Source organism: Sporosarcina sp. BP05, from assembly GCF_014282005.1.
In the GTDB taxonomy this organism is placed as follows: Bacteria; Bacillota; Bacilli; order Bacillales_A; family Planococcaceae; genus Sporosarcina.
In genome coordinates this window covers 47469-67425 of sequence record NZ_JACFTD010000004.1, presented here as the reverse complement: position 1 = coordinate 67425, position 19957 = coordinate 47469, and the positions used below count along the sequence as shown (strand labels likewise).

Here is a 19957-nt window from a genome sequence, read left to right as displayed (position 1 = left end):
ATGAAGCGACAAAGACGTATAAAATGGATATTAAGGTCTGTAAAGTGGATTTTGTTTATATATCAAGATAAAAGGACTTATAGAAATGGGGGACGAGGATGGCACACTATAGTGAACCTTCCTTCTTACTATTTTCAATGGAGCATATGGCGGCAATAGGTGTGTTGTGCCTGGCAATCTTATTGTTATTTATTTCAAGAAAGCGATGGTCGGTATTACCGAAGCATGAACGTCTTTTTGCCTTGACATTATTGGTAATGGAAGTCTTGTATCATGTTTGGATGATAGTAACTGGAAGATGGGGATTAAGTGATTCGTTGCCGCTAGAATTATGTAGCATTAGTTTACTTGTTGCGATTGTTCTCCTTTGGACAGGGAACAAGCATCTAATCGATTTCATCTTTTTTGCGGGTATCGGAGGTGCGCTTCAAGCGATGGCGACTCCTGTTTTAGATGTTGGATTCCCGCATTTTAGGTACTTTCACTTTTTCTATACGCATGTCGGAATTATAATAACGGCTCTTTATTTTACGTGGATGAAAGGATACAGGCCAACTTTTAAAGGTGTTCTCAAAACAATGATCATTTTAAACTTGATGTTGCCACTAATATTTGCAGTTAATGTGTTATTCCAAGGCAATTATATGTTCTTAAGGGAAAAACCATTAAACGGAAGTTTACTTGACTACTTAGGGCCTTATCCGTGGTACATTTTATCGCTCGAAGGTGTAGCATTTTTCATATTCCTTTGTTTGTGGCTACTTGTTAGAAAATGGCGTTTTCGTGTTGGCTCACGTTAACTACATCTTTAGACTGAGATGCAATCACTTCTCAGGTCCATTTGAATTAAATTCCTATCCGTTATACTAAATTGTAAGCATTGAATTGATTGCGACATCTACCGGACCAACTCGGGGAAACAGCGATGAATTCATATCGACTACGTATAATGAATAGAACTTCGGATACACAAAAAACTTAAAATCATAAATAAGGGGGCTTGACACGAAATGTTTTTTAGAAATAAAGTGTTCATTATCGTAGCATTAGTATTGCTTGTTGTTGGTGGAATTACATTGATGTTCAATACCGGGGATCGATTTCAAAATAACGCCAAGAAAATAGAGATTGATGATCAACCGTTTACGAATATTGAAATTTTGACAACCAATGCAGCGGTGGAAATTGTGCCAACCAAAGATGCGGTAACAACAGTGTCGTATTCAGGTAAGACAAAGAATAGGTCGAAATTCATTTTCAAGGCTGTTGTAAAAGAAAATACACTATCCATTCAGTTCAAAGAAAAGCGGCGAAGTTTCATTAATTTTGGTTTTTCCTCATTAGACTTAAAGCTAATCGTGAAAGTACCTGAAAAACAGTATGATCGAATTCAAGCGGAAAGCGATAACGGGCGGATCAAAGTGGAGAATATTCAAACGAAAGAGTTGGCACTTGAGACAGATAATGGCACAATTGAGTTAAAAACCATTGATGCTACAACTGTCAATGTTAAAACGGATAACGGAGTAATTATACTAGATCATGTTGATGGTACGATTATCGGAAGAACAGATAACGGGAGAATTTCCCTTGTAACAAACAATTTAGAGCGACCGATTGAATTAACGACAGATAACGGTAGAATCGAGATTCAAACTGAAAAAGAACCGACGAATGCCACGATTGACGTGAAAACGGACAACGGAAAAATTAATGTTTTTGGATATGAAAACAAACATACGAAGTTCGGCAACGGTGAGCATTTGATTAAATTAAGAACAGATAATGGGAGAATAACGATAACGAAATGATAGGAGACATTCTATCATTTCGTTTTTTCTATTGATTGAAGTGCTTCGTAATCAGCTTCCGTGTCGACATCGAAAACTAGCCTCTTATCAGCGCAGGGTAACAGTTTACCCTTTTGGAGAAAATCACCTTGTAAGATTGCTTTTGCTCCTTTGTCTCCACGTAACTCCAACAGTTCGTTGTACATGGAAGACGAAAATAATACAGGCGGCATGATTGTCTGCTTATGGGATGAAGCAACAAATTTACTTGTCGGATTTTTCCTCATGCACAAGATCATTTCTTCAATCATTTGGACGGTGATGAAAGGTTGGTCCGCTAACATGATAATGACGGCATCCGCTTGATGGGCTTGCGCCTGTTGAATGCCACAGCGCAATGATTCGGACTGACCTTCATGAGCGGTGGAACATTTGATGATTGAACATCTTGAGTCTGACTTCATTTCTTCAGGTAGCCAATCTGCATCGTCCGTATCTTTTGTAATGACAAAAATTTCATCGAGCTGGGACTTTAAAGCCGTTTCAAGCGCCAAACTCCCTACTGTCATTGTCCCGACAGGTAGCGCCAATTTATGGCTACCCATTCGACTACTGTTCCCGGCTGCAAGATAAATACCAATGATTTTCATATCACTTTCCTCCGTCTCACCGCAATAAGTTCCGCTACAATACTAACTGCAATTTCCTCAGGGCCTTCAGCACCAATGGAAAGTCCTACAGGCGAATGAACCTCATTCGGAATATCCCTGTCAAGTAGGCGTTCTGTTCTTTTTTTTGATCCCAAAATGCCGAGATACAACAATTGACTATCGCGGAGCCGTTGCACTAGTTTCACATCTAATTGAAAATCATGTGTCATGATGACGACCGAATCCAGCGAGCTAAATTCTATGTTATTGATTAACCTCTCGACATTACCAATTTGGAAAGATACCGCCATAGGGAAGTTGAATTCATTACAAAGCGATGCCCGCCAATCGAGCAAATGGACCGCGTATCCAACGTTTTCGGCAAGTCGTGCAAGTGGCCGCGCATCAACGCCCGCACCGATTATATAAAGTGCAGGTCGTGGCCATATAAGTTGGAAATATACCATTTCGTCTCCCATGCTTTTTTGTTCTGCATTATTTTGAAACGGAGTGACGGCATCCAATTCGAATGGTATTTCACCTTGCCAGCTATCCAAGCAATCTTCATCTTCGTTTAAATATGCATAGTAGGCCAAATTACTGATGGATTGAATAAATAAAACGTGTTTTTTGGCCAGCAACCGTTTGTGCATTAAGGTTAAAAAGTGTCTGAAATCATTATCGATATCACGCACAACTACTGAAACAACTCCATTGCATCCCGCACCACGCCCCCAGCCAAGGTCATCTTCAGCACTTAAATCGTAGTGGACAATATCAACCTTGCCTGTATTAAACAATTCTATTGCACGACTATGCAAATCACTTTCAAGGCAGCCACCACTGATGACACCTGTTCGTGCACCATCCTCTTGAATCAGCATCCAAGTCCCTTCCTTTCTATAAGCAGAGCCCTTCACTTGGAAAACCATTGCAAGTACTACGGGTTGGTCATCATTCAATACAGTTTCAATCATTTGCTGAATCGATTGCAAATCCGCACCTCAATTCTTTCCATCCACTGTCGCCATCTAGCTAGTTTTCTATTCATTATCTAAAATCGACTCCATATTATAATCCGTCGTCTTGTTGGTTAGAATACGAGAGATGTATATAACTTTTGGGAGGCGTGGTATTTGGAAAATTATTTACTTCCAGTCGTAATCGGAATTGTATTTGGCTTCTTGGCACGGACACTTTTGTTACGTACTGATTTTCGACAATACCCGACATATCCCACAGGACGAATCATTCACCTATCCTTTGGCTTCATTGCAGCTTTCATTGGAGCGGTTGCAATTCCGGCAGTTCTTGAATCCGATTGGACTGCTGTGACGTTTCTTGGGCTTGCGGCTACTCAGTTCCGAGAGGTTAGGAAAATGGAAAGGGACTCACTTGAGAATATTGATACGTTCGAACTTGTGAAGCGTGGAGCACCGTTCATTGAAGGGATGGCACAAGCATTTGAAAGTCGGAATTATTTAGTGATGTTCACGGCACTAGTGACTACGTTATGTGCCGTATTTTTCTTTTGGTTAGGAATTATTGGCGGAATTGTCATGCTAGTTGTTGTGAAGTTTAATATGTCAGGAAAGGTGTTAAATGCAATTGCAAATGTTACAGAAGCGGATATTCGTTTCGAAGGGCCAACGCTCTTTGTAGGCGATATCCTCATTAAAAACGTGGGCTTGGCGGATACGAGAAAAATCATCACCGAGAAGGCAGTTGGTGCAATTGTCACCCCGAAAAATCAAAATAGCATTGTCACTTTGTCCTACCTTGGGCAGCGGCAAGCGATGTTACACCATGTAGCCACTGTGCTTGGAAGTTATCTTGATTCCGGTGAACCGGCGTTGGTTCCACTTACGAAAAGGAATATGGCAGACGGTCGAATCACATTGTTCTTTTTGCCGCGGGACAAAGATTTCCATCAAATCAAGGCAGTATTAGATAAAGTCCCGATACTGGATAGTGCAATCCGAATGCCTGAAGAAGCTGATAAAGGAAAATAGTGGAACAATAGCGAAGGACGCGATACCTTGTCGCATCGCCTTCATGATCCGTGCGATTGACCGCTGGAGTCTGGACAAATAAGGAGTTGAGTGGATTGGAAAATCAGCATGCAGAAATTGTTGCTGTTATCACGATGAAACCGGAAGCAATAACAGGCGGTGGAGCACCTGTTTTCATAGTGAAAGATCAAAAGGAATTACAGAAAATCAGCATGACGCTTGAGAAGATTATGGATGCTTCGGCCCATGAAATTGATACGGATACACTCATTATCGTTGCACGTTAAATACCGTCCGGGAGGCGTTTATGTATGACGAATAAAATATGGACAACGGTTGGAAAACCTGAACAACGAATTGATGCGGTAGAAAAATCAACGGGTAAAGTTAGATATGTTGGGGATTATTCAGTGCCGGGTCTAATGCACGCGAAACTTGTGAAAAGCACACAAGCACATGCAATGATTACATCCATTGACACAACTGAAGCATGGAAAATGCCCGGAGTGCGTGCAATTGTTACGGGCGAAATTTTCCCATTCCATATTGGTCCTATTCTAGCGGACCGTCCCCCATTAGCATTCGAAAAAGTACGTTATTACGGTGAACCCGTCGCAATTGTTGTTGCTGATCACGAACATCAGGCAAAATTAGCAACCGAGAAAGTGAAAGTCGAATACGAACTTCTACCCGTAGTGAACTCCGTTCAACAAGCTTTTCAAAGTGATGCTCCCCTTGTTCATGAAAACGCCGAACACTATACGAAAATCATTAGTGATGTCTATCCTAAGGCTGGAACGAATATAGGAAGTCATATTAAAATTCGTAAAGGCGATTTCGAGGCTGCGTGGGCTACTAGTGAGGAAACAATTACGGCAAGCTATTCCTTCAACCTTTCGGATCATGTCGCACTCGAAACAAGAAGTGTGCGGGTGGAAATCAATCCGGCAGGTAAGGTCATTGTCCATACCTGTAGTCAATCTCCATATACGATAAAAAAAGTACTCAATCAATTCTTCAATATCGAAGTCGGCAATATTTTGGTTCATATTCCGATGGTTGGTGGCGCGTTTGGAGGAAAGGGCACCATTCAGTTAGAGCCCCTCGCTTATTTAGCCTCGAAAGCAGTAGGCGGTAAATTAGTGAAGCTGGAGTTTGACCGGGAAGAGGATATGACTACTGCTCCTTGCCGTATTGGCCTTGATGCGACGGTTCAACTTGGGGTCACTAAGGAAGGGAAATTGGTTGCCGGAAAATATACGTATCATATCGATTCAGGTGCTTATTCAGATCAAGCGGCGGGAATAACGAGAGCGGCGGCCCTAGATTGTACAGGCCCCTATAATATACCGAACGTCTGGTGCGACTCGTATTGTATGTATACGAATCATCCTTTTGCCACTTCTTTTAGAGGCTATGGGCATCCGGAACTTACTTTTGCGGTGGAGAGAACGATGGACCAACTTGCTAAACAATTAAACATAGACCCCATTCAGTTACGGATCATCAATGGGATAAAACCAGGTGACACTTCGCCAACTCAAACCGTATTGACGGCTAACAATATCGGTGACGTGGAGAAATGTGTGAACCGAGCAAAAGAACTTATTCGGTGGGATGAGGGCCAAAGAATCGATAGCGGTAAAAATAAAGTACGAGCGAAAGGAATCAGCTTGTTTTGGAAAACATCAACAACGGCAACGAACGCCCAGGCCGGGGCTATTTTAACTTTTGAAGCAGATGGCAGTGTGAATTTAAACTGTGCTGCAATTGAGCTAGGACAAGGAACAAAAACGATTCTTGCCCAAATTCTTGCAGAAAAGTTAGGAATGGAAATGAATAAAATCCACGTAACGATGGAAGTGAATACACAATATGACCCCCATCAATGGCGAACCGTCGCCAGCAGTTCAACCTTTTTAGCGGGACGTGCGGTAATTTCAGCAGCTGAAAACGCGCTAGCACAATTAAAGAAAACTGCCTCTATCGTCTTACAATGTTCCGCAGAAGACTTAGATGTCGGTGGCGGTCGAGTTTATTTGAAATCAGATCCAACGTTCGGAGTTGAAATGAAAGATATTTCGTTAGGCTATACCTATCCAAGTGGACATTCTATCGAAGGGCAAATTGTCGGGGTAGGGAAACATATTCAACGGCATTTAACACCGATGGATCAACAAACGGGCTTTGGAAAACCGGGTCCATGGTGGTCTGTTGGTGTGCAGGCAGTGGAAGTCGAATTGAATACCCGTGATTTTACGTATACGATTTTAAAAGGCGTCACGGTGCTTGACGGAGGAACCATAATTAATCCGATGACGGCAACACAACAAATGCGAGGCGGAATGCATATGGGCTTAAGTTATGCGACTAGTGAAAAGTTTATCTTTGATGAACAAGGTGTCATTCAAAACGCGGGGCTTCGAAATTATCCAATGTTGCGCTACTGGGAACAACCAGCGGAATACCTTGTTGAATTTATCGAATCTCCAGCAGCTGATGGTCCCTATGGTGCTCGCGGAATCGGAGAATATGGTGTGATTGGGGCCCCCGCCTGCCTAGCGAGTAGTCTATCCGTTGCAGCCGGAGTGGAATTAAACTACTTGCCGCTTACTCCTGAATTCATATGGAAGACAAAGAAGGTGAATAACCAATGATTGCGTTTGATTTTGAGTACTGTAAACCTTCCTCCGCAGCGGAGGCTGTTGAGACGTTTAACATGTTTCGCGAACAAGGGAAAAATGCCATGTATTTTTCTGGTGGTACAGAGATTATTACCTTTGCACGGGTAAATAAACTACGTGCAGATGCAGTTATCGATATTAAAGGAATTCCTGAATGCAATGTGTTGGAACTAAGTGGCAATCTATTAGTTATTGGGGCGGCGGTGTCATTAAATAAGATTACGGATTCGAAACTATTTCCTTTATTGGGGCAGACTGTGAAGAAAATCGCGGATCATACATCGAGAAATAAAATCACAATTGGCGGGAATATGAAGAGCGAATTGATCTATAAGGAAAGTGTTTTACCCCTTTTATTAGTAGATGCTAAAGTGAAAATAGCGAAGGGAAGTGAAGAAGAGATTGCTTCTTTGGACGCTGTTTTTAACAAAAAAATGAAACTTAATTCTGGAAACGTCCTTCTTCAAATTATAATAGACACATCTTATATTGACTTGCCTTATATGAGCCTGAAAAGAACGAAAATCTCTAAGGTAGGTTATCCAGTTGTTTCCGTTGCAGCAATCGTAAAGGATAACCGGATTCGGATCGCGTTTAGCGGAGTTTGTGACTATCCTTTTCGGTCCGCAGAGATTGAGATGATTGTAAATGATTCCTCTCTCCCCGAGAACGAAAGAGTTGAGAAAGTTCTTGCCCATCTGCCATCAGAAATTGTGGATGACATTCAAGCGTCGAGAAAGTACCGTGCCTTTGTGTTAAGAAATGTTTTATTGGATACGCTGAGTGAATTGGAGAGGGTAACATGATTACAAAAAATGGAACGTCTAAAACGGTGATTCAATTACATGTCAATGGGGAGACGCAGGAGGCGGTTGTACGGTCTGCCGATACCCTTTTATATACATTAAGGGAGGAACTCGGTTTAACCGGTGCAAAACGCGCGTGTGAAGACGGGGACTGCGGGGCCTGCACAGTGCTTGTGAACGGGGAGCCTACACAATCTTGCCTTTCGTTGGCCATTGAAGTGGTGAATCAACCAATCACAACAATAGAGGGACTTTTGGATTCACCCGTTCAAAAGGCCTTTGTTGATAATTGGGCGATTCAATGTGGCTATTGCACCCCAGGATTTATCGTCAATTGTCACGCCCTTATAACCAATCACCCAAACGCCGGGGATGAGGTTGTTGAAGAATGGTTGCAATCCAACCTTTGCAGGTGCACAGGGTATCAGGAGATAAAAAACGCCGTAAATAGCCTGTTAAATATAGAAATGGAGGATATATTGTGACCCAAAATAATGAAAATGGAAAGTTGCCGCCCCATACCGAGTCCTATTGGAGAACGGATATTAAATTCCCGGAGTTTCCGGGTTTAGCGGAGGATATACATGTTGATGTCGTAATCGTAGGGGCAGGTATTACAGGGATTACGGCCGCTTATCTTTTAGTTAATGAAGGCTTGAAGGTCGCTGTTATAGAAGCCGGAAAAGTGTTGAACGGAACAACAGGCCACACAACTGCCAAAATCACTGCACAACATGATTTAATATACGATGAATTCATTCATAATATTGGAAGAAGCAATGCACGCTTATATTATGAAGCAAATATCCAAGCACTAAATTTCATCAAAGAAACTGTGGACCAACATACGATTGATTGCGATTTTAGCACGCAGGATGCGTACATATACGCCACTTCGGACAAATACGCGCGCAAGGTTGAGAAAGAAGCGGAAGCCTATGAAAAGATTGGGATTGAGGGAGGATTGGTTGATAGTATTCCTTTCGACATCGATATAAAAAAAGCGCTTGTTATGAAAAATCAAGCACAGTTTCACCCAACCAAATATCTAGTTCACCTGATTCAACTTATCACAGACAAAGGTGGACTTATATTTGAGAACACAACTGCAGTGAATATTGAAACTGGAGAACAACCAGTCGTACTTACCGGTGAGGGGGGGCCTAGCATCACAGCCAATCACGTTCTTTCTTGTTCCCATTTTCCGTTTTATGAAGGACTTGGGCTATATTCGACAAGAATGCACGCTGATCGATCCTATGCCCTGGCTGTCAAAGCGAATAAGAAATATCCAGGCGGAATCTATATCAGTGCGGATAAGCCAACACGTTCACTTCGTTCTGTAACGGTTAATGGAGAAGAAATAGTGCTCATTGTTGGTGAAAATCATAAAACCGGTCAAGGAATAGAGACGATGGAACATTACAAGGCATTGGAGAGCTTTGGTGAGGAAGTTTTTGGACTCGAAAAAGTTGTTTATCGATGGTCGGCCCAGGATTTAACAACGCTAGACAAATTGCCTTATATTGGTGAATTAACATCCGGACAACCGAATATCTTGATTGCTACAGGTTTTCGAAAATGGGGAATGTCAAATGGAACTGCAGCTGCATTGTTGTTCCGGGATATGATTTTAGGCAAAGAGAACATTTTCCGGAAATTATACACACCTTCTAGGTTCTATGCGCATCCAAGTTTGAAAAACTTCCTAGTGGAGAACGCTAACGTTGTTGGGCAATTAATTAAAGGAAAGCTTGATACACCAAAAACGACCCCTGAAGACTTATCTAAGGGGGAAGGCGCAGTTATTACTTTGGACGGACATAGAAAAGGTGCCTACAAAGACGATAAGGGTAAATTGCATATCGTAGATACAACTTGCACTCACATCGGATGCGAAGTCGAATGGAACAATGGCGACCGTACCTGGGATTGCCCGTGTCATGGTTCCAGATTTTCATTTACAGGCGAGGTGATTGAAGGTCCAGCGGAAAAACCGTTACAAAAATATGATTATAAAATGATTGATAACCTTACATCCGAAGATTCGGGTTATTGATGGTAAACTTCCTGTGGTCGTGGTTTTCTGCTGTACACCAGGATTTATCGTCAACTGTCATGTCCTGTTGAAATGGGGTGACATTTCTACAAATGAATAAACGTCCACGACTTTCTTTTGGAAAGTCGTGGACGTTTTCGCTTAGCCTTTTTTAAAGCTTTGATTGCCACTGTTTAGGGATTGTATAAGTTGAAGGCTTTGTGCTGCTTGCTCAATTTGTTGCTGCACTTGCTCCAATTGCAGTTGCTCGGCAGTCGTGGATTGTGTAATCGAGATCCCTTGCATATAATTCACCTGCTGAATCGCTTGTTGAAGTTGTTGATGCGCTTGTTGCAATGATTGCAGATCTGCCATAGAAGCCATTTGTTGGAGTGTTTGAACAGCTTGTTGCATGGCTTGCATTGCTAGTTTCTTTTTAGTGTCAAATTGTTGTTCCATTTGCGATTGGTTTTCCCTCAGTTGCTGTTGTTGCAGTTTCATTTGTTGTTCTTTGTAGCTTTGCCCTTGTTGTTCGCTTTGCTTTTTCACATTGATTTCTCCTTCGCTAAAATTACTGCTTTTCTACAGTCTGTCCAATTAAAATTTTTTTAGAATAAATCCCCACTTTATTATTCGATTAGATGGTGTTGAATCGCATTAATCAAGGATTGCAGGGCCGGCTTAGACATTTCAAAATGACATAAAAATAACCCATCCCTGAGTTGAAGGCTCGTTGAGATGGGTTGTTCCAACTTATAGCTAGTTCACGTGATTTTAGTCCAGAATTCGAAGGAAATACCGTATCCTACCACTGTAATTTTATGAGTAAATTACAACAACCACCTTCATTTTCAGCGTTGTTTAATTCAATCCGAATTCCAGATGGACTAAAATATGTTTTGATTTTTAATGTAACGCCTGTTGAAACAATTAATTCCTCTACCTTTTTTGTATTAGATAGTTGTGCTGCTTCCATTAACTCATGTGCAAATTCTTTAGAGTTAGCAATCTTGCCTGCTAACAAATCCGCTTGTTTTAATAACTCTTGAAATCTTAGTGCCGAAGTATTCAATACTTGCGTATTTATAGATGGAAAAGGACTTGGTGGTCTTAAAACGGTCTGTGGTTGTAACTGCTCGTTGTACAGCCACCGTAGATTAGAATAAGGATAAGCCCAGTGTGGATAAGGGTTATAGTCCATAAGAGTGCCTCCATTCCAAGTATCGGGTATCCTATTCTATGTTCAGTGACACTGTGCGGTTAAGGTTATTTGATGGATCGATAATGAAATTCTAACGTCTTTTCCGGATAGTAAAGTTGTCTTCCAATAACAACCAATTTTGTGGAAGTGGATAACCAAGAACCCAGTAACTGATTCCGCGTAAATGATAGTCTTTTACCACATCAAACTTAGCCTGTGCACTACGGGCATCCTCGAACCAGACTTCATGGTTACGCCCCTCCGCGTCGGTGTATCGATAAAATGGGGACTGCGCTACTGGGTCATATTGAATGGTCGCCCCATACTGAATGGCCCGGCGGATTGCTTCCTGCTGGCTGAATGTTTCCGCCTCTTGTCCTTGCACGTGGGGAAGCAACCAGTCGCGCGCGTAGATTTGAAAACCAAACAAGATTTTGTTTCTTGGGATAACGGTGACAGCATAATCTAGCACTTTTTTTATTTCATTTAGCGGTGATATTGCCTGCGGAGGACCTAATCGATAACCCCATTCATAGGTCATCAATACCACGAAATCAACGATTCTTCCGTGTGCTGCGTAATCATGTGCTTCGTATAATAAACCTTTTTGGTCACCGCTTATTTTCGGGGCAAGGGCTGATGAGACGGAATAACCTTCCGGATGCAAGCGGTCCACTGCACGTTGCAAAAATTGGTTATAGTTTTCACGGTCGGCCGGAAACACATTTTCAAAATCGATATTTAATCCCTGATAGCCTTTTTCTTTCATGACTTTTAAAATATTGGTTAATAAAACATCCTGGATATCGGTACTTGCAAGGATTGTATGTGCAAGACTAGATCCGGCAGCCGTGGCACTGAAATTTGTAATGGCCATTACAGGAACAACTCTTTCGGCAGTAGCAGATTGAAGCATGGCTGTATCGTCAAGGGAAGTTAGTCCACCGTCTTCACGTACCGAATAGACAAAAGGCATCCAATAGGTTAAATACTGGCCTACTTCTTGAATTTCCCTAGCACCTGTTTCTCCTGTATTAATTGTGTAAGCATTCACATCAATAACTGGTTTTCGGACGGGAATGGTTAAAATAGTTCCAGATATTATCAGATTGGGATCCTGAATTTGATTCGTCTCACTAATTTCTTTGATTGTTGTACCATAACGATGTGCAATTTTCGTTAAATTTTCACCAGGTTGTACCCTATGGGTCTGGGAAGGTGTTGGAACGACTAGAGCCAACCCACTTACTAGTTTACTTGGACTTTCCAATTGGTTAGCAGTCACAATTTGGTTGACTGTGACGCCGTAGCGTTGTGCAATCAACCATAATGTTTCCCCTGGATGTACTACATGAATTTGCATATAGGTCTCTCCTCGTATATTCATCTCTTTTATGATATTCAAAATGGACGGGGGATATTATTGATTGTGTGATTACCTCTCAGGTTATAAAAAAAGACCAAACTTCGACAAATTAAAATATGTCGAAGTTTGGTCTTTTTTTATGTAAGCGAAAAAGTATATGCGACAAAAATGAAATTTGATAATAATCGATCAGAAAGCACTCTGATCTAAAATAGCCTCATTTGTTCTGAATCAGCGATAGCCTCATCAGCTGTTGTATACCCCATTGAATCGAATCCTTTTAGGCGTTTTCCATGCATTTTCATTAATAGGTCAACTTGTTGATCCACGTAATCGTAAACTCTAACTTCTTGCTTGCCTGGATGATTCCGGTGTAAACGACCGACATATTGCTGCAAAACACCTTTCCAGGAAACGGGCATGGCTAAAAACAGAGTATCGAGTCGTGAATAATCGAATCCTTCACCAATGTATTTACCTGTTGCAATTATTAGCATTTCATCCTCATTCGTAATTTCATTTAACCTTGTTAATGATTGTTCTCGCTCTTTTTTCTTTACACTTCCCGAAAGAACAATTATATTTTTGGCAAACCCTTTAAATAACTGTTGCAAGACTTCTACGTGTTTAATTCTTTCTGTCAAAATTAATGGGGTTCGACCTTCCTCCAATGCGAGAAGAACGTCATTAAACAACAATTGATTTCGATTATCGTCATTGGATAATTCCGTATAGATATCCTGAATTGTCATTGATCCTGTCTGGAACTCAGTGAATCTAGGAATTAATCGGTGGGAAAATGGACGGATTTTCGCCTGTACTTTCGCGTTTGTCTTATAAACAATCGGTCCGCATTGCATAGCAATAATTGGATGTAGACCATCTTTCCGAATAGGTGTTGCAGTCAAACCATATACGTGTTTTGCACGAACACTTCTCATAACTTGTTCAAAACTATAGGCGGCAAGGTGATGACATTCATCAATAATAATCTGACCATATTGTGTAACAGCGGAATTAATTTGACCTTTGGAGTTTAGTGATTGAATTGTAGCCACGTCAATTCCCCCTGTAGCAGTCTGTTTTCCACCACCAATTTGACCAATTTTTTCTTTTGGGACATTTAAAAAAACAGATAATTGGTCAATCCATTGTTGCATAAGTTGTGTGCGATGCACGATGATTAACGTGTTAATTTTCCGCTCTGCTATTAAGGCGGCACCAGTTACTGTTTTTCCAAAACCAGTCGCTGCAGAAAGGATTCCATTATCGTTACTAAGTAGATTCTGCAGGGCTTCTTGTTGTTGTGAAGTAAGGGTACCATGAAAAGTTACATCGATTTGATTTCCTTCAAAACGGTGATCTATAAGTTCAAATTGGACATCGTACGTTTCTAACGTCTCTTTAACGCCGCTTAGACATCCTCTTGGAAGTATAAATTGAAGGGAATCTTGTGAAGTACAATCAATTACTTTGGGAAGACCGTATGTAGACATACGGTTAGCTTGGGCTTTATAAAACTCTGGGTTGCTAAAAGACGCCAGTTCAGTGAATTTCGAAAGCAGTGATGAGGGAAGGCTGTCTGTTGGAAAATGAATACCGTTCTTTAAAGAGGCAGTTACCTTTTTAGGAAGGGTTTGTTGAAGATGATTGTCGACTAGAGCATCTGTTTGGATTGATCTAATCAATCGTTCAACGTCGCTTTTACTCATTTTTATTACAGATGATAAATAGAGCCATTGATCTTGATAAGCTTGAAGCGTTTCATCAACAAAAACGCTATTGTTTTTTGTTCGAGCAGGATGCTGTAAGGGCAGTGCAATTAAGTTTCCAAAACCTGCTTTTGGCAGTGTATCTTGACTAGGGAAGAGACGGTCATAAGAATCAAGGCCTATCTCAAATCGAGAGGCCAATGTTTTTTCGAGTAGGACCATGCCAAGTTTCCGCGCAAGAGATGCAGATAGTTCTTCTCGGAAGAAAATCCATACATGGGCACCGTTACCTGAACGGGAACGCTCAATACTAAATGGAACATTCATTGCTCTACATACCTCTACGAAGGCAAGGACATCTTGATTCCAATTTTTCTTATCAAAATCAATTGCTAACAACCAACAGGTTTCATTTTGCAAAAGGGGATAAAGACCAATCGTTTGTTTCCCACTTAAATGATCATAGAAAACTTGATCTGAAAGAGGAGTTAGTTTGCGATGCTGGCACTGACTACATTTTATTTCCGGTTTTTTGCATATAGTTGGCTTCCATTCATTTGAACATGCGGGCGCATAACCGGATCTACCACTTCTAGATTCCCATCGTTTCGCATAAAGGTCTAATCTACCTTTGAATAAATTCCGAAACAGATTAATTTTATCAAGCGGTTCTGATTTATTTGTAACTTTTTTATGTATATTAAGGACATTTTCTTCTATTAGTTTCCCAGGTAATTGTTGCTGAATGAATTGCTTTAGATACTCATTCTCTTTCCGTAAATGATCACATTCAGCTAACGCTTTTTGTAATTGAAGGTCCATAGTGAACACCCCTTATTTAATTTATTAATCCATTAATAAACCCACTTTACATTCTAAACACTGAATCTTCAAGTATTGTATAATTAGATTGATGAATGTAACCAGAATTTATGCAACGAACTATAAGGGAGTTGAGGTGCAGGAATGATTAAAGCGGTGCTATTTGATTTTGATGGAACTTTGTTAGATCGTGATGCATCTGTAGAAAGATTTATTCATTTCCAGTATGGACGTTTAAATTAAAGCGTGGGACATATCCGAAAAGAGAAGTATATTTCAAGGTTTATTGAGTTAGATTGCCGAGGATACGTCTGGAAAGATAAAGTTTATCAACGAATGGTTGCAGAATTTAATATAACGGGGCTGACCTGGGAACAATTACTTCAGGATTATGTGAATAATTTTAAAGAGCATTGCGTTCCATTTCCTAACCTTCATAAAATGTTGACAACACTCGTAAATCAATCGATTATCCTAGGGATTATTAGTAATGGGAAAGAGCAGTTTCAGATGGAGAATATAATGGCGCTTGGTATTAAAGACTACTTTGAAACGATTTTAATATCTGAAACGGAAGGTATTAAAAAACCGGATTCTCGAATATTCAAGAAGGTGTTAAAGCAACTTAATGTATCCGCAAATGAAAGCCTTTTTGTCGGGGATCATATAGTAAATGATGTGAAAGCATCTCACAATGTAGGGATGTTTGCGGCTTGGAAAAAGGATTCCCAGTGGAAAGTTGTAGATACAGGTTTCATCGTGCATGATTTAATGGAAATACCTACAGTCGTAGAAAGCCTCAATAAAAAAAGGACTGGATTTGGCTATTATCGGATTCCCTAGTCGTAACAGCTACTAGTCAAAAAAGTTTTTCATAAATAATTTATTGAATTACCCATATGATTTTCCCAGACCATCATTAGATAAAGAGAAAGATGAATTTTCACTCTGGGGGTGGATGGTCATGGCGAAAAGAAACCGAGGAAAAGCATTGAAAAAGCTCCCTTCAAAAGGAAGAGGAGACTGTCCGATGTGTGATCGAAATAGAATTAAGTTATTGTACAATCATAAAACGGATGCGAGAGAAATCATTAAGGTATGCAAAAACTGCAGAGATAGATAGGCTTACATTTGAAGCATTAATTATAGTGATACTCTAATTTTACCAATAACAAAAATAACCCATCCTTGAGTTAACTGCTCAATTAGGATGAATTATTTTATACCTGATGCTAATCCCCTTGAAGGGAACCTGCATACTACATTGACCGTTTGGTGTTAACACACCAAGCGGTATTTCTAATCTATTCTTATTCTCATAATACGTTTGAAGGCCTCATCTTCAAGTGTTTGATTCGGGCAAGCTTTTGTATATGGGTACTTTTGAAAAAGCTCGGAAAACTATTTAATTCTACCGTGATGAAAGCGTATGGTATATTTATGAAAAAAGGAGTTGCAGTGATGAATGAATTAACGATTAAAGAGCTTCAATCACGTGACGAAATTGTTGAAGCGTACCCGATTATGAAACAGTTACGAACACATTTGGATGAAGATACATATTTGGAATTAGTCTATGAGGCACAAGAGAAAGATCGCTACCAACTGTTCGCCTTACAAAGTGAAGGAGAAATCGTTGCAGTAATCGGTTTTAAGCCAATGATCACACTTTATTATGGTAGGTTCATTTGGATTTGTGACTTGGTGACGGATACCACGAAACGGTCTAGCGGGTATGGGGAGAAGCTACTTACCTATGTCCATAAATGGGCAAAAGACAACGGCTATGAAAGTGTTGCGCTGTCATCAGGCTTGCAGCGAACAGACGCACATCGATTTTATGAAGATAAAATGGAGTATGACAAAGTGAGTTATGTTTTTAAAAAGTCATTATGATAGAAATTTGACTCAAGGATGGTCGGCTCACTAAAGGAAGGCAGTAGGCTATACACTATACACTATACACTTCCGAAATAGCCTATTGCCTGCAAATCTATATCTCTACGACAATTTACTGGAGCATACAATCGTGAACGTATTAGGAAGCCAGGGCTTTAATAAACTACAAGGTATCGTTGAAAGTGACGAAACCTTCTTTCGTGAGTAAATGAAGGGAAATGAAATCACGCCATACAACTGGCGAAACAATAATAAGTGCATAAAAAAGACCCCCTATTAGAAGTCAGTTTGATCTTAATAAATCAGTTGTCTATCTTCTGATAATTTTATGAAAAATGCCTATCAGAAATCTTGCGAATGGTGTGGTAAGTGGAAGTAAAATAAAAGCATAGATTGTACCCCAAATCAATGTGCCTTCAACGTTTATCGTTTTCATACCACCTCTAACGATAGTTTCGCCGAAAATTGCACCTATCGTTCCACTATATAAAGTTACAAGAAATGCACTTAAAAGACTTATGAGCCAAAGTTTTTTGTTGGAGACTTCGTTTTTATTGTGAAAATATCCCCCTAATACTGCAAAGGTAATTGCAAAAGGAATTATTACTGAGAAATACAACCAACTTTCACCCCAGAATAAAGTTATTTCACCAGCCAAGGTTTGTACTATAAGCATAAATAACAATGCAGTAATGAATGAAAATAAAACACCGCAAATATGACCCTTTAACCAAGAAATATTTTTCATAATCTATTCACCACCTAATACATAATTTGAGATATATGGTCTTAATAATTTGTATCGTTACGTTACTACTTTACCATAAAATGCTAATACTTGAACTTTCGCCACATCACTTATGAGCAGTGGTGTGAATATTTACTTTATTAATAAAATGTCAAACTAATTTCAAACGGTTTACGGATATGCTGATAGGATAGAAATGAACATTGAGGAAGCACGTAGTGGACTATGGAAAATGAAAAGCGGTGGATTAACAGGATAAAGAGAAATGGCAGCGGCACAGCGGGGAATGAAATTGCTTTGAAATATAACAAGTAAATATAAGCCTTTATTTACAAGTAAATGCTCAATACGGAGTTATCGCTTGATCTCACGCAGGAACTATTTATCAGTGTACTGATGTCGATTCACAATTACGATAATCAAAAGGCGGCGTTCCGGACTTGGGGGTACAAGCTGACATCTAACCGGCTCGTCCAGTCCATCGAAGATTACGACTTTGAAGATGAGCATGATATGACGGTTTCGCTCGAGTACAAAGAAGACTTTGAAAGAGTTACAGTGCTTGTCAATGAGCTAGATGCCAGTTCACAGCAACTTGTCCGGCTCAAACTATTAGGGGACTATACGTTTCAAGAAATCGCATCCATCGAAACAATTTCGCTGTCGACGGTGAAAACGAAATACTATGCGGCTTTGAAACGAATTCGAAAAGGATTTGAAAAGAAATGGAGAAGGTTCATCATGAATAAAGAAAAATTTCATAGCCCAATGCCGGATGAACGCACAATTTAGCTGCGTTAAAAGGCATTGGGAAAAAAGAAGCTTTGGCGAAGATTGATGAGTTGTTGGAGCAAGTGGCATTGAGTGAGGTCACGAATAAAAAGATGGAGAAGTTTTCCGGAGTGGTGATTCAACGTGTTAGGGTTGTCCAGTCACTGTCAAATGACCCGATGATCCTTATTTTGGACGAACCGACAGCTGGACTTGATCCTAAAGAACGTTCATCGTGTCAGATGTCGAAACGATTGCCAATGAAATCATTATGATCAAAAATCAGCAGTTACTTTATAAAGATTCAGTCGAAAACATTTGCGCAACATTAGATGGTCATGTCTTTGAAACGACGATTCCCTATCAACAAATGGAATCGTTCCGGAAACAATATGTTTTATTATCAGAAAAGCAGGATCAGGGATTGATGGTCATTCATTTCATCCATAAAGGGAAAGTAGAGGCAAACTGGCTACACTTATCTGCACAGTAAGAAGATGTGTTTTTATATGAATACTGAGACGAGATACAGGTGGATGTGTGATGGATCCGCAAATCGTAGGGAATGAATGCAAAAAAGCGTGGTCGTCACCGGTACTTATCGGGCTTCTCCTTCTATTTACAGCATTCAACATTTTCGTGATTGTGAATAATTCATACTTCAAAGAGGAGCTGAAGGTCACGAACCAGTTAGTTGAAAAGTACGGTAGGGAAATTACGGACCAGTCGTTGCATCAATTCGAGAAGGATTTTCAAGTTGACCTTGTAAAATTAGAAAAAATTACAGGGCAGGAATTCATAAGTGTCTATGATTTCCTCGATGGATTAAATTATGAAAATCGTGAGCTTTATAAGGACAGTGACTGGCGGTTCATCGAACAACTGCAATTGAAAGAAATGTACGTGGGCATGGCGAGCGACATTGATGGTAACTATGCGCGCATTGATTTGAAAAAAGTTGCGGAAGCGACAATAACGGAAACCGGACTGAGTGGAAATGCGGCGAAAGCATATTTCGTGTATATATTTTCTATATATATTAGACCTCGCTAGTGCATATGTCCAAATACAACTCGCACCTTATCTATTTCCACCCTAATATAACCCCCGTATTAGTATAGTCTTATGTCATTCAAGAGGGACGATTTAGGAACAAGAATCGCAACGAATAGTTCTGGGGATGATTAATTAAAGTATAGGAGTGTTCAAATATGAAGTTGCCTTCATTTCAGCATCATTTATCTTTGGAGAAGGGAGAAAAAGAGGGATATTGTATTGTAACTGGAGCCATGCATGAAAAAAAGATGAGAAAAGGAAGCCTCATGCATCATTAGGCTTCCTTTTCTGCTTGAATAATCTAATCGTAGGATTTAAAAGAATAGTTTTGTAGAAATATGATTTACTAATGGTAAAATGAGGTTGACTGAAAGAGGATGAAATGGCATGAAAAATTGACGC

Annotated in this window: 20 protein-coding genes and 2 pseudogenes; 15 read left to right on the top strand and 7 right to left on the bottom strand. The window is 40.1% G+C overall.

What is annotated here, in order from left to right; genetic code table 11:
• Positions 1-98: 98 nt before the first annotated feature.
• Together H2672_RS06335 and H2672_RS06330 are read left to right on the top strand one after the other, a co-directional pair.
• A complete protein-coding gene (locus H2672_RS06335) occupies positions 99-800 on the top strand; it encodes a YwaF family protein (protein ID WP_186670417.1) in 702 nt (233 codons plus the stop codon).
• A gap of 210 nt (positions 801-1010) precedes the next feature.
• Positions 1011-1811 (top strand): DUF4097 family beta strand repeat-containing protein, encoded by an 801-nt coding sequence (locus tag H2672_RS06330; protein ID WP_186670415.1) that lies wholly within the window; start codon positions 1011-1013, stop codon positions 1809-1811.
• Between the two features lie 14 nt (positions 1812-1825).
• Here the strand turns inward: H2672_RS06330 and H2672_RS06325 are convergent, their stop codons facing one another.
• Both H2672_RS06325 and H2672_RS06320 read right to left on the bottom strand, forming a co-directional pair.
• Complete coding sequence (locus H2672_RS06325; RefSeq protein ID WP_186670413.1) at positions 1826-2440, bottom strand: nucleotidyltransferase family protein; 615 nt, start codon at positions 2438-2440, stop codon at positions 1826-1828.
• On the bottom strand, positions 2437-3435 hold the full coding sequence (locus H2672_RS06320; RefSeq protein ID WP_186670411.1) for an XdhC family protein: 999 nt from the start codon (positions 3433-3435) through the stop codon (positions 2437-2439). The genes H2672_RS06325 and H2672_RS06320 overlap by 4 nt, the downstream gene beginning before the upstream one ends.
• Before the next feature lie 141 nt (positions 3436-3576).
• Here H2672_RS06320 and H2672_RS06315 point away from each other — a divergent pair, with 141 nt between their 5' ends.
• The 6 genes from H2672_RS06315 to H2672_RS06290 all read left to right on the top strand — a co-directional run bounded on the left by H2672_RS06315 (position 3577) and on the right by H2672_RS06290 (position 10001).
• A complete protein-coding gene (locus tag H2672_RS06315; RefSeq protein ID WP_186670409.1) occupies positions 3577-4452 on the top strand; it encodes a YIEGIA family protein in 876 nt (291 codons plus the stop codon).
• Positions 4453-4547: 95 nt separating this feature from the next.
• On the top strand, positions 4548-4739 hold the full coding sequence (locus tag H2672_RS06310; RefSeq protein ID WP_186670657.1) for a capping complex subunit for YIEGIA: 192 nt from the start codon (positions 4548-4550) through the stop codon (positions 4737-4739).
• 24 nt (positions 4740-4763) lie between these two features.
• Entirely contained in the window at positions 4764-7109 is a 2346-nt protein-coding gene (locus H2672_RS06305; RefSeq protein ID WP_186670406.1) for a xanthine dehydrogenase family protein molybdopterin-binding subunit, read from the top strand.
• A complete protein-coding gene (locus tag H2672_RS06300) occupies positions 7106-7942 on the top strand; it encodes an FAD binding domain-containing protein (RefSeq protein WP_186670403.1) in 837 nt (278 codons plus the stop codon). The genes H2672_RS06305 and H2672_RS06300 overlap by 4 nt, the downstream gene beginning before the upstream one ends.
• Positions 7939-8427 (top strand): (2Fe-2S)-binding protein, encoded by a 489-nt coding sequence (locus tag H2672_RS06295; protein WP_186670401.1) that lies wholly within the window; start codon positions 7939-7941, stop codon positions 8425-8427. The genes H2672_RS06300 and H2672_RS06295 overlap by 4 nt, the downstream gene beginning before the upstream one ends.
• Complete coding sequence (locus H2672_RS06290; protein ID WP_370569613.1) at positions 8424-10001, top strand: FAD-dependent oxidoreductase; 1578 nt, start codon at positions 8424-8426, stop codon at positions 9999-10001. The genes H2672_RS06295 and H2672_RS06290 overlap by 4 nt, the downstream gene beginning before the upstream one ends.
• 141 nt (positions 10002-10142) lie before the next feature.
• Here H2672_RS06290 and H2672_RS06285 read toward each other — a convergent pair whose 3' ends face one another.
• The 4 genes from H2672_RS06285 to H2672_RS06270 form a co-directional block, all read right to left on the bottom strand.
• Positions 10143-10529, bottom strand: a complete 387-nt coding sequence (locus tag H2672_RS06285) for a hypothetical protein (RefSeq protein ID WP_346267674.1) — start codon at positions 10527-10529, stop codon at positions 10143-10145.
• A gap of 256 nt (positions 10530-10785) precedes the next feature.
• Positions 10786-11181, bottom strand: coding sequence for a YuzC family spore coat inner layer protein (locus tag H2672_RS06280; protein WP_255485509.1), 396 nt, complete (start codon positions 11179-11181; stop codon positions 10786-10788).
• Between the two features lie 91 nt (positions 11182-11272).
• Positions 11273-12544 (bottom strand): glycoside hydrolase family 18 protein, encoded by a 1272-nt coding sequence (locus H2672_RS06275; RefSeq protein ID WP_186670399.1) that lies wholly within the window; start codon positions 12542-12544, stop codon positions 11273-11275.
• Positions 12545-12753: 209 nt separating this feature from the next.
• Positions 12754-15081 carry a TOTE conflict system archaeo-eukaryotic primase domain-containing protein gene (locus H2672_RS06270; RefSeq protein ID WP_186670397.1) on the bottom strand — a complete coding sequence of 776 codons (2328 nt, stop codon included), beginning with the start codon at positions 15079-15081 and terminating at the stop codon, positions 12754-12756.
• Positions 15082-15225: 144 nt separating this feature from the next.
• On the opposite strand from H2672_RS06270, the pseudogene H2672_RS06265 reads away from it, so the two are divergent.
• From H2672_RS06265 to H2672_RS19910, 3 genes and pseudogenes are all read left to right on the top strand, one after another.
• Positions 15226-15924 (top strand): annotated as a pseudogene (locus H2672_RS06265) (HAD family hydrolase).
• A 618-nt stretch (positions 15925-16542) separates the two neighbouring features.
• A complete protein-coding gene (locus tag H2672_RS06260; protein WP_186670395.1) occupies positions 16543-16977 on the top strand; it encodes a GNAT family N-acetyltransferase in 435 nt (144 codons plus the stop codon).
• Positions 16978-17033: 56 nt separating this feature from the next.
• A pseudogene (locus H2672_RS19910) lies at positions 17034-17185 on the top strand (IS1595 family transposase); the annotation flags it as partial.
• A 105-nt stretch (positions 17186-17290) separates the two neighbouring features.
• Here H2672_RS19910 and H2672_RS06255 read toward each other — a convergent pair.
• Complete coding sequence (locus H2672_RS06255) at positions 17291-17728, bottom strand: hypothetical protein (RefSeq protein WP_186670394.1); 438 nt, start codon at positions 17726-17728, stop codon at positions 17291-17293.
• A 396-nt stretch (positions 17729-18124) separates the two neighbouring features.
• On the opposite strand from H2672_RS06255, the gene H2672_RS06250 reads away from it, so the two are divergent.
• From H2672_RS06250 to H2672_RS06235, 4 genes are read left to right on the top strand one after another with little or no spacing between them, the layout of a single operon-like run.
• On the top strand, positions 18125-18520 hold the full coding sequence (locus tag H2672_RS06250) for an RNA polymerase sigma factor (protein ID WP_255485508.1): 396 nt from the start codon (positions 18125-18127) through the stop codon (positions 18518-18520).
• Positions 18521-18552: 32 nt separating this feature from the next.
• Positions 18553-18774, top strand: a complete 222-nt coding sequence (locus H2672_RS06245; protein ID WP_186670390.1) for an ATP-binding cassette domain-containing protein — start codon at positions 18553-18555, stop codon at positions 18772-18774.
• On the top strand, positions 18735-18992 hold the full coding sequence (locus H2672_RS06240; protein ID WP_186670382.1) for a hypothetical protein: 258 nt from the start codon (positions 18735-18737) through the stop codon (positions 18990-18992). The genes H2672_RS06245 and H2672_RS06240 overlap by 40 nt, the downstream gene beginning before the upstream one ends.
• Positions 18993-19042: 50 nt before the next feature.
• The gene (locus H2672_RS06235) at positions 19043-19552 is read left to right on the top strand and encodes a hypothetical protein (RefSeq protein WP_186670380.1); all 510 of its coding nucleotides are present in this window, start codon (positions 19043-19045) and stop codon (positions 19550-19552) included.
• Positions 19553-19957: the final 405 nt, after the last annotated feature.

Coding starts and splice junctions, on each gene's coding strand:
- H2672_RS06295 (WP_186670401.1), top strand. CDS start 7,939: ATGATTACAAAAAATGGAACGTCTAAAACGGTGATTCAATTACATGTC.
- H2672_RS06330 (WP_186670415.1), top strand. CDS start 1,011: ATGTTTTTTAGAAATAAAGTGTTCATTATCGTAGCATTAGTATTGCTT.
- H2672_RS06250 (WP_255485508.1), top strand. CDS start 18,125: ATGTCGATTCACAATTACGATAATCAAAAGGCGGCGTTCCGGACTTGG.
- H2672_RS06335 (WP_186670417.1), top strand. CDS start 99: ATGGCACACTATAGTGAACCTTCCTTCTTACTATTTTCAATGGAGCAT.
- H2672_RS06255 (WP_186670394.1), bottom strand. CDS start 17,728: ATGAAAAATATTTCTTGGTTAAAGGGTCATATTTGCGGTGTTTTATTT.
- H2672_RS06300 (WP_186670403.1), top strand. CDS start 7,106: ATGATTGCGTTTGATTTTGAGTACTGTAAACCTTCCTCCGCAGCGGAG.
- H2672_RS06260 (WP_186670395.1), top strand. CDS start 16,543: ATGAATGAATTAACGATTAAAGAGCTTCAATCACGTGACGAAATTGTT.
- H2672_RS06270 (WP_186670397.1), bottom strand. CDS start 15,081: ATGGACCTTCAATTACAAAAAGCGTTAGCTGAATGTGATCATTTACGG.
- H2672_RS06275 (WP_186670399.1), bottom strand. CDS start 12,544: ATGCAAATTCATGTAGTACATCCAGGGGAAACATTATGGTTGATTGCA.
- H2672_RS06280 (WP_255485509.1), bottom strand. CDS start 11,181: ATGGACTATAACCCTTATCCACACTGGGCTTATCCTTATTCTAATCTA.
- H2672_RS06235 (WP_186670380.1), top strand. CDS start 19,043: ATGGATCCGCAAATCGTAGGGAATGAATGCAAAAAAGCGTGGTCGTCA.
- H2672_RS06325 (WP_186670413.1), bottom strand. CDS start 2,440: ATGAAAATCATTGGTATTTATCTTGCAGCCGGGAACAGTAGTCGAATG.
- H2672_RS06305 (WP_186670406.1), top strand. CDS start 4,764: ATGACGAATAAAATATGGACAACGGTTGGAAAACCTGAACAACGAATT.